Source organism: Sporofaciens sp. JLR.KK001 (assembly GCF_036941055.1).
GTDB lineage: Bacteria > Bacillota > Clostridia > Lachnospirales > Lachnospiraceae > Sporofaciens.
Window position 1 is genome coordinate 1,490,238 of record NZ_JAYMNO010000001.1, and the last position, 14,998, is coordinate 1,505,235.

General features: G+C 42.4%; 17 protein-coding genes and 2 pseudogenes. 13 read left to right on the forward strand and 6 right to left on the reverse strand.

All coding sequences use genetic code 11. The annotated features are described in order from the left end of the window. Positions 1-7: 7 nt before the first annotated feature. Both VSQ62_RS08000 and VSQ62_RS08005 read right to left on the reverse strand, forming a co-directional pair. Positions 8-1,192 (reverse strand): hypothetical protein, encoded by a 1,185-nt coding sequence (locus tag VSQ62_RS08000; protein ID WP_334634200.1) that lies wholly within the window; start codon positions 1,190-1,192, stop codon positions 8-10. A gap of 20 nt (positions 1,193-1,212) precedes the next feature. Next, positions 1,213-2,355, reverse strand: a complete 1,143-nt coding sequence (locus VSQ62_RS08005; protein WP_334634203.1) for a M20/M25/M40 family metallo-hydrolase — start codon at positions 2,353-2,355, stop codon at positions 1,213-1,215. Between the two features lie 210 nt (positions 2,356-2,565). Here VSQ62_RS08005 and VSQ62_RS08010 point away from each other — a divergent pair, with 210 nt between their 5' ends. The 3 genes from VSQ62_RS08010 to VSQ62_RS08020 all read left to right on the forward strand — a co-directional run bounded on the left by VSQ62_RS08010 (position 2,566) and on the right by VSQ62_RS08020 (position 4,529). Then, entirely contained in the window at positions 2,566-3,459 is an 894-nt protein-coding gene (locus VSQ62_RS08010) for a LysR family transcriptional regulator (protein WP_334634204.1), read from the forward strand. A 185-nt stretch (positions 3,460-3,644) separates the two neighbouring features. Next, the gene (locus VSQ62_RS08015; RefSeq protein WP_502957811.1) at positions 3,645-3,827 is read left to right on the forward strand and encodes a MarR family transcriptional regulator; all 183 of its coding nucleotides are present in this window, start codon (positions 3,645-3,647) and stop codon (positions 3,825-3,827) included. Between the two features lie 33 nt (positions 3,828-3,860). Beyond that, positions 3,861-4,529 carry a YczE/YyaS/YitT family protein gene (locus VSQ62_RS08020; protein ID WP_334634206.1) on the forward strand — a complete coding sequence of 223 codons (669 nt, stop codon included), beginning with the start codon at positions 3,861-3,863 and terminating at the stop codon, positions 4,527-4,529. A gap of 87 nt (positions 4,530-4,616) precedes the next feature. Here the strand turns inward: VSQ62_RS08020 and VSQ62_RS08025 are convergent, their stop codons facing one another. After that, positions 4,617-4,952, reverse strand: a complete 336-nt coding sequence (locus tag VSQ62_RS08025; RefSeq protein ID WP_334634207.1) for a winged helix-turn-helix transcriptional regulator — start codon at positions 4,950-4,952, stop codon at positions 4,617-4,619. Positions 4,953-5,097: 145 nt separating this feature from the next. Between VSQ62_RS08025 and VSQ62_RS08030 the strand changes: the two genes are divergently transcribed. Both VSQ62_RS08030 and VSQ62_RS08035 read left to right on the forward strand, forming a co-directional pair. Beyond that, positions 5,098-5,643: a flavodoxin family protein gene (locus tag VSQ62_RS08030; protein ID WP_334634208.1), complete on the forward strand. Its 546-nt coding sequence runs from the start codon at positions 5,098-5,100 to the stop codon at positions 5,641-5,643. A 10-nt stretch (positions 5,644-5,653) separates the two neighbouring features. Then, complete coding sequence (locus tag VSQ62_RS08035) at positions 5,654-6,205, forward strand: flavodoxin family protein (protein ID WP_334634209.1); 552 nt, start codon at positions 5,654-5,656, stop codon at positions 6,203-6,205. A 236-nt stretch (positions 6,206-6,441) separates the two neighbouring features. Here VSQ62_RS08035 and VSQ62_RS08045 read toward each other — a convergent pair whose 3' ends face one another. Continuing rightward, complete coding sequence (locus tag VSQ62_RS08045) at positions 6,442-6,906, reverse strand: helix-turn-helix domain-containing protein (protein ID WP_334634210.1); 465 nt, start codon at positions 6,904-6,906, stop codon at positions 6,442-6,444. After that, on the reverse strand, positions 6,848-7,036 hold the full coding sequence (locus tag VSQ62_RS08050; protein WP_334637784.1) for a hypothetical protein: 189 nt from the start codon (positions 7,034-7,036) through the stop codon (positions 6,848-6,850). Before VSQ62_RS08050 ends, VSQ62_RS08045 begins: the two co-directional genes overlap by 59 nt. A 159-nt stretch (positions 7,037-7,195) precedes the next feature. On the opposite strand from VSQ62_RS08050, the pseudogene VSQ62_RS08055 reads away from it, so the two are divergent. The 5 genes and pseudogenes from VSQ62_RS08055 to VSQ62_RS08075 all read left to right on the forward strand — a co-directional run. Then, positions 7,196-7,558 (forward strand): annotated as a pseudogene (locus VSQ62_RS08055) (alpha-amylase family glycosyl hydrolase); the annotation flags it as partial. A 92-nt stretch (positions 7,559-7,650) separates the two neighbouring features. Next, positions 7,651-9,273: a PTS sucrose transporter subunit IIABC gene (locus VSQ62_RS08060; RefSeq protein ID WP_334634212.1), complete on the forward strand. Its 1,623-nt coding sequence runs from the start codon at positions 7,651-7,653 to the stop codon at positions 9,271-9,273. Beyond that, on the forward strand, positions 9,273-10,109 hold the full coding sequence (locus VSQ62_RS08065; protein ID WP_334634213.1) for an HAD family hydrolase: 837 nt from the start codon (positions 9,273-9,275) through the stop codon (positions 10,107-10,109). The genes VSQ62_RS08060 and VSQ62_RS08065 overlap by 1 nt, the downstream gene beginning before the upstream one ends. Positions 10,110-10,241: 132 nt before the next feature. Beyond that, positions 10,242-10,975, forward strand: a pseudogene (locus VSQ62_RS08070) (putative PEP-binding protein); the annotation flags it as partial. Next, positions 10,965-11,177, forward strand: coding sequence for a hypothetical protein (locus VSQ62_RS08075; RefSeq protein ID WP_334634215.1), 213 nt, complete (start codon positions 10,965-10,967; stop codon positions 11,175-11,177). The pseudogene VSQ62_RS08070 and the gene VSQ62_RS08075, both read left to right, overlap by 11 nt. A gap of 3 nt (positions 11,178-11,180) precedes the next feature. On the opposite strand, the gene pnuC is transcribed toward VSQ62_RS08075, so the two are convergent. Beyond that, complete coding sequence (gene pnuC / locus VSQ62_RS08080; protein ID WP_334634216.1) at positions 11,181-11,876, reverse strand: nicotinamide riboside transporter PnuC; 696 nt, start codon at positions 11,874-11,876, stop codon at positions 11,181-11,183. Positions 11,877-12,203: 327 nt separating this feature from the next. Between pnuC and VSQ62_RS08085 the strand changes: the two genes are divergently transcribed. The 3 genes from VSQ62_RS08085 to VSQ62_RS08095 all read left to right on the forward strand — a co-directional run bounded on the left by VSQ62_RS08085 (position 12,204) and on the right by VSQ62_RS08095 (position 14,995). Continuing rightward, positions 12,204-12,935 carry a Crp/Fnr family transcriptional regulator gene (locus VSQ62_RS08085; protein WP_334634217.1) on the forward strand — a complete coding sequence of 244 codons (732 nt, stop codon included), beginning with the start codon at positions 12,204-12,206 and terminating at the stop codon, positions 12,933-12,935. A 62-nt stretch (positions 12,936-12,997) separates the two neighbouring features. Further along, a complete protein-coding gene (gene udp, locus VSQ62_RS08090) occupies positions 12,998-13,777 on the forward strand; it encodes a uridine phosphorylase (protein ID WP_172499578.1) in 780 nt (259 codons plus the stop codon). 21 nt (positions 13,778-13,798) lie between these two features. Continuing rightward, positions 13,799-14,995 carry a NupC/NupG family nucleoside CNT transporter gene (locus tag VSQ62_RS08095; protein ID WP_172499579.1) on the forward strand — a complete coding sequence of 399 codons (1,197 nt, stop codon included), beginning with the start codon at positions 13,799-13,801 and terminating at the stop codon, positions 14,993-14,995. The last annotated feature ends 3 nt before the right edge of the window (positions 14,996-14,998 follow it).

The window sequence follows — 14,998 nt, forward strand, 5'->3', positions numbered from 1 at the left end:
CTCCCTGTTAGAGCAATCCGACAAAAACGCCGGCAACCAGCACGGAAACCACGGAAACCGAAATGACACCGCTTAGAACCATTGGAGGAAGAAGATCTTTCTCCAGTAATTTCCTCTCTTGCGGATCTTCCGTGACCGCGTTGATGGATTCCACCGTAATCTGATGATTAAATGGATATCCAAGAAAACAGTTCAGTCCGATGGCACGGGAAAATGCAGGTGTAAAATTCAGCTTCTTGCCTATAAGAGGGCATAAGAACCATATTCCGATGGAGGATATCACAAATACACCTATAAACGGAATGAGCGTTTCCAATACCATCCCAGGAGTTACGGATTTCAGATTGTCCATGATTCCAATGTTAAGTCCCAGCATCAGGAATGGATAAGAGCCGGATTTTTCGAGCGGATTTTTTTCTATGATTCCTATGGCATTTGCTAGAATTCCGAAAATAATCGCTAAGATAGAACGATTTACAATTCCGCCGGTGACTGAGCCGGTATAATTTCCAAGGAAATACGCGGTGGCGCCCAACAGACAGCAGGCAAAGAAATGAAAGGTGGTATCCTTATACTTGTCCGGTATCCTGTCGATGAGCCGTGATTTTTTTGTTACAATGTCAGAATCTTTTTCATCCGTATCAGCATTTAAAAGACCTGACGCAAGTCTGACTGCCGCTTCTTTGCGCAGCACAATTCCTGATAATGTGAATCCAATGAACATCTGCAGGGTCATGATCATCATGGCAAGCAGTGCTGCCTGTGTATACCCTTTTGCGTTTGCTGCATCCATCATAATGATTCCGGCAATCCCGCCGCCGGTCAATGGTGGGATGGAGCTTATAACAATTTCCTTGCCAAAGATTACTCCGCCGATGGTAGATACAAGGACAGTGATCGCTATGATTGCGGTGATTACGACAATCGCAATACGCCAGTCCTTTTTTAAATTTTTCCATTCAAACATCGCACCTACATGGATTAATACCACTAAGAAGCATATATTGTATACGGTTTTCAATCCGGATATCTCGATCAGATCTTGAGGGAAAATGGTCCAGAAACCTGCTAAGAATAAAATGGCTACAGTTAGCATGGTCGGAATCCTGAAATTCGTTTTTAACGAGATGGCCGAGCCAATCAAAAAAATGCCTACACAGATTGTGATTGCCCACTCAAATGTAAATGTCATAATTTTATTCTCCTCACTTTTTAAATACAGTATTGCAGTACGGTCGCCAGAGCAAGCTGTTGTCCGGCAATCAGACTTTCACTTTCGATCCACTCGTCATAGGTATGCGCACCGTCTCCGGCAACCGTGCCCAAGGTTACTGCGGGTATCCCGAGAGATAAAGGAATATTGGCATCTGTGGAGCCTTCATGGATATACGCTTTTTGCCTGGTATAATGTTCGATCAGCTTCCTCTGTCTCCCAATCAGATCATCCATCCTGGCTTGGGGAAGGGCTTCACTGCCGCATGGCCTGGCTCCTAAAAATTCCACATATACATCCACTTCATCTGTTTTATACAGCTCCAATATCTCATACAATTTTTGTTCCATATCTTCCAGTGCTTTCTTATGGTCTGAACGGAATTCATAATACATTTTGGCATAGTGTGGAATTGTATTTACGGAAATCCCACCCTCAAAAAATCCCACATTATAAGTCGTTCTACCTTTTGTGGGAAGGGACTGATCATATAGCTTCTGTACAATGCCTGCAAGGACTTGTATTGCGTTTTTCCTTCCAAAATCTTCATAGGAATGACCGCCTTGTGTTTTAACTTCAATCTGATATCTGTGAGAGCCTACGGCAGTGCTGACCAGATGTCCCATATAAATATCGAAAGAAATCATTTCTTTTATATTTAGGTGCTGTTGGAAAACCATTTTTGAACCTTTTAAGTTTCCAAGTCCCTCCTCACATGTATTTGCCACGAAAAGCAGGCCGTTTTTTAGAGTTTCCGGCGGATACATCAGTACATATTTGGCACACATCAGCAGATTGACCAGATTTGCGGTATCATCACCGATCCCAGGTGCCTTCAGCAGATTTCCCTCTTCTTTTACCGGAATCTGTCCTTTCTCCGGAAAAACCACATCCATATGCGCCATGAAGGCGATACTGGATCTGCCAGGAGAACACTGAAAAGGGAAAATGACATTTCCTGCCTCGTCAATGTACACATTTTTTGCTCCTTGTTCTTTTAACCATTCTAGGCAGAAGGCAGCCCGCTGCTCCTCATGGAATGTGGGGGCGCCGATGGACGCCAGTTTCCGTAGAAGTAAAAGTGTTTCGTCACGATGTTGCATAACGTATTGCGTTATATCGGGCGTCTGTTTGAGTTCCATTGTGTTTCACTCCTTTCTCTTGCCGTCTTTGATAGGCGGCAGGTATATTGATTTGTTTTTTTGATTATAACAAAGTAAGATAAAGGGGAATAATCTTTCTTTTTTATATAGATATCAGTTTTTTTTATAACAAAGCTTTTATTTTATATACATTATGGTATAATATATATAAAATGATGCTTTTGTTATAAAGGGAATAGGTTAACTGCCATGAAAATAAATGTGTTATCTTATGCTTTGACCGTGGAAGAATGCGGGTCTTTCAATAAAGCCTCGTCAAAATTATATATTTCTCAGCCTAATTTAAGCTTAGCAATCCAATCACTGGAGAAAGAACTGGGTTACCCTGTTTTTATCCGGACTAACCAAGGGGTTCAGCTTACGGAAAAGGGGAAGGAATTTATCATTTTCGCAAAGAATATTTTGAATAATTATGAGAAAATGATGACAGTGAGAGACAGGTTTGAAAAACTACAGTATCATATTGTAACAGCAGCTTCGAGCATTCTCGAAGAACCGTTTTATACTCTATGTATGGAATATCAAGAATATCCGCGTTTTCAGTTCAGCATGACACATAACACAGCAATGCCGCTTCTGGAAGAAGTCTATAAAGGAACCTGTGAATTGGGGGTGCTGCTTTACTCGAATGGGCAAAAGGTGGAAATCAACGAGCTGACTGTTAAATATCATCTGGCTATGAAGCATGTCAAAACGGTTTTATGTAATATTAATTTCCGGGAAGGACATCCCGCTTTGGAGGAGACGTTCAAATTTGAAAAATTATGGAATTATCCATTTGTAGATTATACGGGCAGCGGTTTTTCTTCTTACCATGAGATCGGCGGTGCCAATATAATCAATCCGGCCAGGATTATTTATGTGGATGAGCGGGAACTGCGCTGTCGGCTTGTTTCAAGGACTAATGCATATAGTATAGGGATGCCCTTATCCCGGCGGGAGCAGAATTGGAGGGGATGGGTCTCTATCCCCTATCCGGGATTGCAGATTAATATAGCCTATGTGTATAAAGAGGGATATCCGTTAGATGTGGTTTCCAGACAGTATTTAACATATCTTCACAATGAGCTTGTTTCATTATGATAACTATAAATGAGCAAATCTGAAAATTGCACAAAAATAAGACATCAGCCTCGTTTCGGTGAGCATGCTTTTTCGAGAGTACGTGTATAAAAACGCTGGCGTTTGCTTATGACAGACTATTTATTGTTCCAGAAAGCCTTTTTGCCGATGTTAAAGAAACAAATCTGGCTCCAGGACAGCCAAAGATTCTTGATTATTTATTGTATCATGATGGTGTTGTTCAAAAAGAAATTGCCAGCGCCTGCCACATTGAACCGGCAACCATGACATCGGTATTGTATGGGATGGAGAAGAAGGGTTATATTTTGCGGAAGAATCTCAATGGAAGCCGGCGCAAGAAGATAAGGAAATGCTTACTGCTTTTTTAATGAGAATAAGTAAAAATATACAGGGAGATGTCAATGATGAGTAAAAGTGAAATTGCAAAGCGGTATATACTATTTATAATCAGCCTCTTTTTTTCTGCTTTAGGCGTGGCATTTACAAAACATGGTGAATTGGGAGTATCACCTATTTCTTCCGTGGCAAATGTCATGAGTTATAAGTTTCCCTCGCTTTCTTTGGGGACATGGCTTATTATCTGGAATTGTATGTTGATAGTTGGGCAGATTTTCATACTTCGAAGAAAATTCCAGCTCATACAGCTGCTGCAGATACCACTGTCTTTTGTATTTGGTTGGTTCACTGATTTTGGAATGTGGCTGATGTCATTTATTCCGGCAAATTCATATCTGGTGCGTATTATAATGGTGGTTATTGGAATTTTAGTTCTTGGTTTTGGCATCTCTCTTTCTGTTATTGCGGATGTTATTATGAATTCCGGCGAAGCCTTTGTAAAAGCAGTTTCAGATACACTGGACAAGGATTTTGGAAATGTGAAAATCGCATTTGATGTTTTTTATGTTATTATAGCTATCGCTTTATCTTTACTGTTTTTTGATTTTACTGTTGTGGGGACAAGGGAGGGCACTATTATTTCTGCTTTGTTTACCGGAATAGTGGTAAAATTTTTTTGCAGTAATCTGAAAACCCCTGTAAATGCTGTCTTATCTCACAAATCAACGGGCTAAGACAGAGAGCTTCTGTTTTGTATTCATCCAACAGATCCAATGCACCCAAGTATGAGTCTTTGGGTGTATTGGATTAACGATAGGAATTTATGGCAGTCTGTTTTTATCTCCCCATTCACACATCCCATCTAATATAGGAATGAGCGATTTCCCACGTTCTGTCAAGCTATATTCCACTTTTGGAGGTATTTGAGGATATTCTTTTCTGTGTACTAATTGGTCTGCTTCTAATTCTTTTAGTGTAGAGCTTAATGTTTTAAAAGAAATTTCACCAATATATTTTTTCATTTCATTGAATCGGACAATACCAAATTCCATAAGCGTATAAAGAATTGTCATTTTATATTTCCCGTTGATGAGGGATAATGTGTAGCTGAAACCGGTTGTTTCTAAGCATTCTTGCGATATACACCGTTTGCCCATTTTCACACTCTCCTCTAGGTAAGTATATAACTTCTAGGTTAGTATCGCACTTGAAGGTGCGTACTTGTGTTCTATTTCATTCTCGCTATAATTATAATATCAACAGCAGGAAAAGTCAATCCTGCAGTAAAGGAGGAATCGTTGTATGAGTAAGAAAATTGTTGTTATTACAGGGAGTCCGCGCAAAAATGGTAACAGTTTTGCCATGACGGAGGCGTTTATTAAGGCCGCCAAGGAGATAGGGCATACAGTAACCCGTTTTGATGCCGCTTCGAAAAAAGTGGGTGGATGCCGTGCTTGTGAAACCTGCTTTTCTACGGGGAAAGCCTGCACCTTTGATGATGACTTCAATACGATAGCGCCAGCTATTCTGGAGGCAGATGCCCTTGTGTTCACTATGCCGGTCTATTGGTATTCTATCCCGGCACAGATTAAGGGGGTTATTGACCGGATTTTCTCTTTCGTAGTAGGCGGTAAAGATATTTCTGGCAAAGAATGTGCACTGATTGCCTGCTGTGAGGAAGATGATATGTCAGTCATGGATGGGGTTCGTATCCCCATGGAGCGTATGTGTGCTTTGAACAAATGGAAGATGGTAGGCGAGGTTCTGATTCCTGGTGTTCTGAATGTGGGTGATATTGACAAGACGGATGGCTGCAAAAAGGCGGCGGCTTTAGCTGACAAGATTTAAGGAGGGGAATATGAGCAAGAAGATTGTGATTCTGAATGGAAGTCCCAGAAAAGCGGGGAATACTGCAGCTTTGACAGCACAATTTACGAAAGGCGCAAAAGAAGCAGGAAATGCAGTTACGGAATTTTTCCTTGACGGTATGGATATCCATGGGTGTAAGGGATGCTTTGGCGGCCATAGCAGCAGGGAATGTCCCTGTGTCCAAAGAGATGATATGGATAAAATTTATCCGGCAGTGAAAGAATGTGATGTGATCGTACTCGCCACGCCGTTGTATTACTGGAATATGAGCGGCCAGATCAGAACGGCTATCGACCGCCTGTTTGCATTAGAGGAAGGCGATGGGAATCTCCTGCGAGGGCATGGCAGGGCTTCTGCATTGCTTATGGCTGCGGAAGGAAATGGTTTTGAAGATGTGCTTCTTTACTATGACCATTTGATGGAGCATCTGAAATGGGAAAACCTTGGAGCTGTCCTTGCTGGAGGGAATGGGGATGTAGGTGACATTGAAGGGAAACCAGAACTTCAAAAAGCCTATGAGCTTGGAAAATCTATTCAATAAATCAATGACAGGAAATAAACCAGGTCTATGGAAATGAAGCTGAGCAGGGGTCTAGTACATCATATTTTTCTGTACATACCGCAGTTCCTTCCAAGGAGACTGCGGACTTTTTTGTGTCACAAGGGAAAAGCTCACTGATGATATTTGAGCGACACGCAAACCTGAAGTACAATTATTTAAATAGAATCTGGCTGTGTATGATTTAGAAATTAGAAACGGCACAGCCAGATTTCATACTATTTCAAGCAGAGAGAACGGTACTTATTCGGTGCCACTCCCTTATATTCCCGGAATTTTCGTATAAAGTAACTAAAATTATCAAATCCAACAGAAAGTGCGATATCAGAAATCGGCACTTTTGATTCTGACAGCATTTCGCAGGCTTTTTCTATTCTATATTCATTGATAAAACTGATCGGTGTCTTTCCAATTTCTTGTTTAAAATAGTGGCAGAAATAATTAGGACTCATAAAACATATTTCAGACAATGTCTGCAAAGAGATTGATTCCGGGTAATTGATGTGAACATATTCAATCACTTGTTTTAATTTGTTTAAGGAGTCCTTTCCTTTGGGAGATAACGTATTCTTATAAAAATAATCTGACTGAAAAAATAATTCGATCATGTGTAATATGTGGAGCTTAATACTTAAAAGGGCACAGGTGGGCAATGTGTGGTAAAGTTTTATAATCTCCTGCATATACCCATTCCAGTTCTTCGTGCCAGTGCTGTGATACAAAATAAAATCCGTCTTTGTCATGGTGAGAATATACCTGTAAAGGAAAAACAGAAGTACCATGGGTTTTATCTTCATGATAAGCTCTTGACATAGCTATCAACTCCTATATCGTAAATTTGTGTTATTATCGGGTAAAATTATGCAAGCAATCAGGGATTCTTTTCCAGTATACTAAAATCACCGAAGAAAAACAAGCGAGGTGAAAAAAATGGTGGAAGAAAAGTGGTGAAAAAGCAGTGTTGTATACCAGATATATCCACAAAGCTTCTGTGACAGTAATGGCGATGGAATCGGCGATATTAACGGTATCCGCTCCAAATTGTGGTATCTGGAGGAACTGGGGATCGACGTGATATGGCTGAGTCCGGCCTATGCCTCTCCCAATGCGGATAATGGCTATGATATATCCGATTATTATGGAATATCACCGGAATACGGCTCAATGGAAGATATGAAGGCTCTAATCCGAGAATGTGAAAATTGTGGTATTAGAATTATCATGGATCTTGTTGTGAACCATACTTCTGACGAGCATTCGTGGTTTGTGGAGGCGAAAAAATCGAAGGACAGCCCGTACAGGGACTATTATATTTGGAGAGAAGGGGAAAAAGGCAGTCCGCGCCTGTCTGATTATGAACAGGATTCCGAAACCCGGCTTGAACAGATGAAATTGCGTCCCTATGAAGCTGCTATCTATGAAATCGTATGATCAAAAGGAGGTCTGACGTATTTGTACCATTGATTCCGGCATTGGTTGCCAGCGGTCTGATGATGGGGTTAAATAACGTGCTTACGGCAAACGGGCTGTTTATTCCGGGGCAGTCTTTAGTAGAAGCCTATCCGGCTCTTTCTGACATTGCTGCTATGATCAATACATTTGCCAGTGCCGCATATGCCTTTCTGCCTATCCTGATTGGATTTTCCGCTACAAAAATGTTTGGGGGCAATCCGTATCTGGGAGCAGTTATCGGTATGATTATGGTTTCGGGTGATCTGCTGAATGCCTATGCCTACGGTACTGCCGTAACAGAAGGGACAATTCCGGTATGGAACATTTTGGGGCTTACGATTGAAAAAGTAGGATATCAGGGAACGGTTCTCCCGGTGCTGGCTGCTTCATATATCCTTTCGTTCGTGGAGAAGAAACTGCATAAGTATATTCCGGAGATTCTGGACAATCTTCTGACTCCGCTGCTTACCGTTATGATCACCGGTTTTGTTACTTTTACGGTGGTAGGCGGGATTATGAGGACTGCTGGTGATGTGCTGACAAACAGCTTTGTGTGGATGCATGATACATTAGGGATTGTGGGCGGTATGGTTCTGGGCTTTTTATATTCGCCTCTTACCATGACCGGTATGCACCACAGCCTGCTTCCGGTGGATATCCAGATGGTGGCGGCGGGAGGTTCTTTTCTGCTTGCGATTGCGTCCTGTAATAACGTGGCGCAGGGTGGCGCAACTCTTTGTGCCATGCTTCGGACAAAGGATAAGAAGTTAAAGAGTGTTGCGGCGACTTCGGGTGTGTCTGCTATGCTGGATATCACAGAGCCTGCTATGTTTGGTGTAAACTTGAAACTAAAATATCCGTTCTATGGCGCTATGATCGGCGCTGCTCTTGGCGGCGGGTATGTAACTCTGACAAATGTTTTGAACACGGCTCCGGGAACTGCGGGAATTGTTGGGTTTGTCTGTGTTCCTGCGTCCAGTATGCTGAACTTTTTGATTGGTACAGTTATTTCTATTGCGACAGGATTTATTTTTACATATATCATGTCAAATATGAAAAAGTTTAATAAAGAATTGGAGAAAAAAGAAACGGTAACAGAAGAAACAGCGGATACGTCTGCAGACATTTTCCCGGAGGCAGAGAAAGGTGTGATCTGCAGTCCGCTTACAGGAAAAGCGATTCCGATGAGCGAGGTGCCGGACGATACATTTGCCGCGGAAGTATTGGGGAAGGGAATGGCAGTCGTTCCTTCGGAGGGAAAGGTGGTAGCGCCTTGCCATGGTGAGGTTTCTACACTGTTTGATACGAAACATGCCATTGGCATTACAACGAAAGACGGAGTAGAATTGCTGATTCATGTGGGTGTCAATACGGTAGAACTTAACGGAAAGTATTATGAGGCCCATGTGGCACAGGGCGATCAGGTAAAGCCCGGACAGGTGCTTCTTACGTTTGATATCCAGAAAATCCAGGAAGCAGGTTATCCAGTGGCGACTCCGGTAATTATTGCCAATACAGATGATTATAAAAATGTGGAGGGGCTGAAGAATGGTGAGATTCACTGCATGGAGCCGCTTATTAAACTGGAGGAAGCATGATGGCAGATAAAAAAATCGTATTTTTAGATATCGACGGGACATTTACTGTCCCGTTGGAAAAACCGACAAAGCTTGCATCAAGGGCAGTACGGAAGGCAAGAAAAAATGGGCACAGGATTCTGATCAGCACAGGGCGTAATATGCCGATCGTAAGCGAGGATGTTCTGGAAGTGGGATTTGACGGTGTGGTTGCCAGTGCGGGAAGGCATATAGAAATTGACGGGAAAGTAATCCGTGACAGTGTACTTCCGGAAGAAACCATTAAGAAGTGCCTGGAAATTTTTCATCGATTTGGGATCTATTGCCGCATAGAAAGTCCGGAGGGGATTTATATTGACGACAGCCTTCAGGCAATCCTTACAAGTGCAACGGCAGATCTGTCAAATTCGGAGTTAATCCGAATGAAGAAGGAACTGGATTCGGATGTGGGGGTAAAACCGTATACAAAATATCCACACAAGGGGGCATATAAGCTGGGATTTATCTGTACGGATCTGGCCGATCTTGAGAAAACAAAACCGTACCTAGAGCGGGAGTTTCATTATGTAGTGCATCCCTATGCAGAAGATGCAGACTGCTATAATGGCGAGATTATACGGAAGGATATGGATAAGGGCGAGGCCATAGAACGTGTCTGTGAATACTATGGTGCGGATATGGCTGATACGGTTGCTTTTGGCGACAGTATGAATGATCAGCAGATGCTGGAATATGCGGGGGTTGCCGTTGCAATGGGGAATTCCTGTCAGGAATTAAAAGATTGTGCAGACGTTGTCTGTGAGAGTGTTGATGAGGATGGGGTTTATTTTGAATTTAAGAGAATGAATCTGATATAGGAGGAAAATAAAATGAGAACATTTGAATATGCAATTATTGATGAACTGGGAATCCATGCACGTCCGGCAGGAATGCTTGTGAAGGAAGTGAAAAAGTTTGATTCTAAGATCACATTATCTGCTAAGGGGAAGGCTGTGATCGGTATTGAAATCGATAAGGGATGGAATGGGAAAACGGCGGCGGTTGACGGATATACTGGAACAGTCTATGTGGAGCCTGATGAAGAATGTCTGGCCAGGATGAATCAGCGCATGGAAGAGGATGAAACAAAAAAGCGCCTAATGCAGGAACTGAAAGGTAAGGAGACCATAACGAGGGACGGCAGGAAAATACACCTTTATGCAAATATCGGTAATGTGGACGATACCATGAGCGCATTGCAGAATGATGCGGAGGGAATCGGGCTGTTCCGCAGCGAATTTTTATATCTGGAATCCAAAGATTTTCCCACAGAAGAGGAACAATTTCAGGCATACAAGACCGTAGCGGAAAGTATGGCAGGGAAGAAGGTAGTCATCCGTACCCTGGATATTGGGGCAGACAAGCAGGTAGACTATTTCAATCTGGAAAGAGAAGAAAATCCTGCAATGGGATACCGTGCGATTCGGATCTGTCTGGATCGGCCTGAAATATTCAGGACACAACTTCGGGCAATTCTCCGCGCGAGCGCATTTGGGAATATTTCTATCATGTTTCCCATGATTATTTCGCTGGCAGGCATAAGCATGGCGCATGGGTTGGCATCTGCGGAGAGCTTGGAGCAGATCTTACACTTACCAGAACGTTTTTGGAGATGGGGGTGGACGAATTGTCAGTATCGCCTTCCTTTATCCTTCCGGTGAGAAATGAGGTTTGTGGCATATAAGAATCAAAACCGGGAGGATATGTTCTGGAGTTTGTGTAGAAGCATGTATGGGTTTTTCGGAGGAAGAAAGCAGGGACATTACAATCTGATCGCCCGTGAGGAGGAACGGGAGATGATACCGTTCTGTGAAGATCAGGGTATTGCAGGACGGAAAGACATCAAAGATTCAAAAAGGATTTTTGGTGTCTTTTTTGCGTTTTAGGATTTATCCGGAAGCTTGCCTTTTTTGCATTTTAGTCCAGCTGATATATCCATACACATCATTCACTAAGAACATAATGAAGCAAACGATAACCGATAAATAAGAAATATCCGACAAGACAGCCAGTGTCCATAAAACAATCAATACAATATCATTGGCAGCGTAGGCGAGCGCAAAATAGGCGCTCCGCCGAAAAGTCAGATAAACGGCAAGGAAGCTTGTTGTAACAGACAGCGTGCTTGGTATCAGATTTGCTGTATCAAAAAATTTCAAAATAAAATAGAAAATAAAGGTGATGACGGCGGTGAGTGCAAGCATGAAAACGGGTTCTCTTTCTTTCAGGCGGTTGACTTTGACCTCTGCCCTGTTTCCTCCATAGGGATTGCGAAGCCATGATAAGAAAGCAAAGACAGCCATAGGCGCCGTCATACCAAGATAAGTTATCATTTCTCCGTAGTATGCAAACGTGAAGGATATGATGCCGTATAAAATACTGAAAACAACAATCAATAACTGGCCGGCGGGATTCCCTTTGGCATTAAAGATCAAAGCGGTAGCTCCAACCACTGATGCTGTGAGTGTCAGATAGTTCTCCCTGTCAAAAACCAAAAAGGAAATAATGATCAGCATTATGGATAAGCACCATAACATAATTTCCCCCTTTGAAAAATAAAAAAGTAGAGATTTGCATTTTTTCATAAGTATCCTCCTAAAAAAATAAGCATCCGTATACACATCTCCTAAGACCTATCGATGTGTACCGAATGCTTTCGCATTTCATTACCCGGTGGCAACTTTACATTTATTCTAGCATACTGGGTTAGAAAAGTAAAGATTTTAGCGGAATAAATTTTTTCTTGTAAAATATAACAAATAAAGAAAAAATTTCTAAAAGGGACATATGTCCTTTCAATAGATAAAGACATAGTTTAGAATCCACTTATAACATACAGTAAAGGTAATTCAACAAGCAGTCATGCCGCAAAGTGAATCGTATAAAGCATAAGGAAATGCGAGGAAAAGAGTATGGGCGACAATCATTTAGACAGAGTATTACCGTTTCTAAAAAAAATCGACAAAAAGAGGCGAGAGCAGTTCTATACTTATTTTAAAAACGCGCCGCTTTGGCTTCTCGACAGCTTTTCAATTGAAAAGATGGAAAAAGGGAGAATATTTATCAGAGAGGGAACTTTGGTTGAGGCTATTTATTTTATAGGCGATGGACTGATCAAAGCAACGGATTACAGGATTTATGGTATCAAATTTGATTTTATACTGTTTACAAACGTCTACGCTTACGGAGGCATGGAAGTGATTATGGACTTAGATAAATACCAGACGTCCCTGCAGACGGTGACAGACTGTACCGTATTAAAGATTCCCAAGGCACAGTTCGCCAAGTGGATGAAAACAGATATTCTTGCATTAAGGCATGAATCGAAGCTGATGGGCGAATATCTTTTAGAGCAGGCGCGCAGTATCAGGGCATTTTTGTTTTTGCAGGGCTCGGACAGACTGGTTATGTTGTTTACCAACAGGTATAAAAAATTTGCAGTGAACGGAGTATTAAGACTGGATAATGACAGGCAGGAATTGTCTGATTATTCGGGGTTGAGCGTGAAGACCATTACCAGATCCATACAAAAACTTGAAAAGGACGGATTCATTACAAAACAAGGCAGCCGGATTGTGATTCATAAAGAACAGTACGACCGAATGAAAGAAAATCTATCGCAGATTCTTTCGGAAGACGATTAGAAGTATAGCAATTTGTTATACGTTGCTTTGCATAAAAATTATATTTACAAGGAGGAGCAGTCATGCAAAATTATTCAGGAGAAGTGGGATTACAGTATCATTTACAGATCAGGCCCGGCGATGTGGGGCGGTATGTGATTTTACCAGGAGATCCAAAAAGATGCGCCAAGATCGCAAAGCATTTTGAAAATGCACAGTTAGTAGCCGACAGCAGGGAGTATATCACTTATACGGGATACTTAGACGGAGAGAAGGTAAGCGTCACATCTACCGGTATCGGCGGCCCATCCGCATCTATCGCATTGGAAGAATTAGTACTTTGCGGCGCGGATACATTTATCCGTGTGGGGACATGCGGAGGGATTGACCTTGAAGTGAAAGGCGGAGACGTCGTAGTTTCGACAGGCGCGGTCAGAATGGAAGGTACAAGCCGTGAATATGCGCCGATCGAATATCCGGCGGTCGCGGATTTTGAAGTTGCGAATGCACTGGTAAAGGCGTGCAAAGCCTTAGATGTGCCGTTCCATACAGGCGTTGTTCAGTGTAAGGATGCATTTTACGGACAGCATGAACCGGAAAGAATGCCTGTAAGCTATGAACTTTTAAACAAATGGGAAGCTTGGAAACGGATGGGCTGTAAGGCATCAGAGATGGAATCGGCAGCGTTATTTATCGCGGCAAGTCATCTAAGAGTACGCTGCGGTTCTAATTTCCTGGTAGTCGGCAATCAGGAAAGAAATGCGTTGGGTATGGATAACCCGATCGTCCATGATACGGAGATTGCGATCAAAGTTGCAGTGGAGGGCATCAGAAACTTAATAAAAGAGGATAAAGAGAAATAATACATAGGAGGAAAGAGCGATATGCGGCTCGTATTAAGTTTACTCGGTATTGCAGTAGTTTTAGGTCTCCTCTGGCTGTTATCGTGGAACCGCAAAGCCATTAACTGGAAGATCGTTTTAAAAGCAGTTATTGTTCAGTTTGTTCTTGCAATTATCATTATTAAAATACCGCTGGGACAGAAGGTGGTTTCTGTTTTATCAGACGGTGTTACGGCAGTTGTCGGCTGCGGCAGAGACGGTCTGTCGTTCGTGTTCGGCGATCTTGCAGACAGTTCTAAGATGAGCGTGTTCTTTGTTCAGTCATTAGGCGGCGTTGTATTTGTTTCCGCGTTAGTTGAATTGTTATACTATGTCGGGGCGCTTGGATTTGTTGTAAAATGGCTTGGTAAAGCGGTTGGAAGATTGATGGGAACAACGGCGGTAGAAAGTTTTGTGGCTGTCGCCAATATGTTTCTTGGACAGACAAGCAGTCCTGTGCTGGTGAGCAAATATATCGGTAAAATGACAGATAGTGAAATCATGGTAATTCTTGTATCAGGCATGGGGAGCATGGAGGTGTCTATCCTGGCAGGCTATGCCGCCTGCGGTATTCCTATGGAATATCTCTTGATCGCAAGCGTACTTGTACCGGTTGGAAGTATCCTGGTAGCGAAAATGATCCTGCCGGAGACACAGGAGGCGTTATCCATTGATGATGTGAAAATGGATAATAAAGGCTCGAATTCGAATGTCATTGACGCTGTAGTGGGCGGAGCTTCTACGGGTATGTCAATGATTGTCGGAATCGCATCGTCATTGATTGCCGTACTTGGCCTTGTTGCGCTTATCAACCTTATTTTAGGAGTTGTCCGTCTGGATCTCGAAACGATATTCTCTTATGTATTTGCGCCGTTTGGATTCTTGATGGGGCTTGATGCAGAGAATATCCTACAGGAAGGCATGTTATTGGGACAGAAATTAGCGTTGAACGAATTCGTTGCATTTGGCAATCTGGGGACGTTTATCGAAAGCCTGGATCCAAGATTTGCGATGATCGCGTCTATCTCTATTGCAGGTTTTGCAAATGTATCAAGTATGGGTATCTGTGTAGGAGGTATCGGAGTTCTCTGTCCTGAGAAAAGAGGAACGCTTTCTAGATTAGTATTAAGAGCGATGCTTGGCGGAATGTTGGTGAGCATCCTGAGCGCAATGATCTGCGGTATTGTCGCGCTGTTCTAAGGA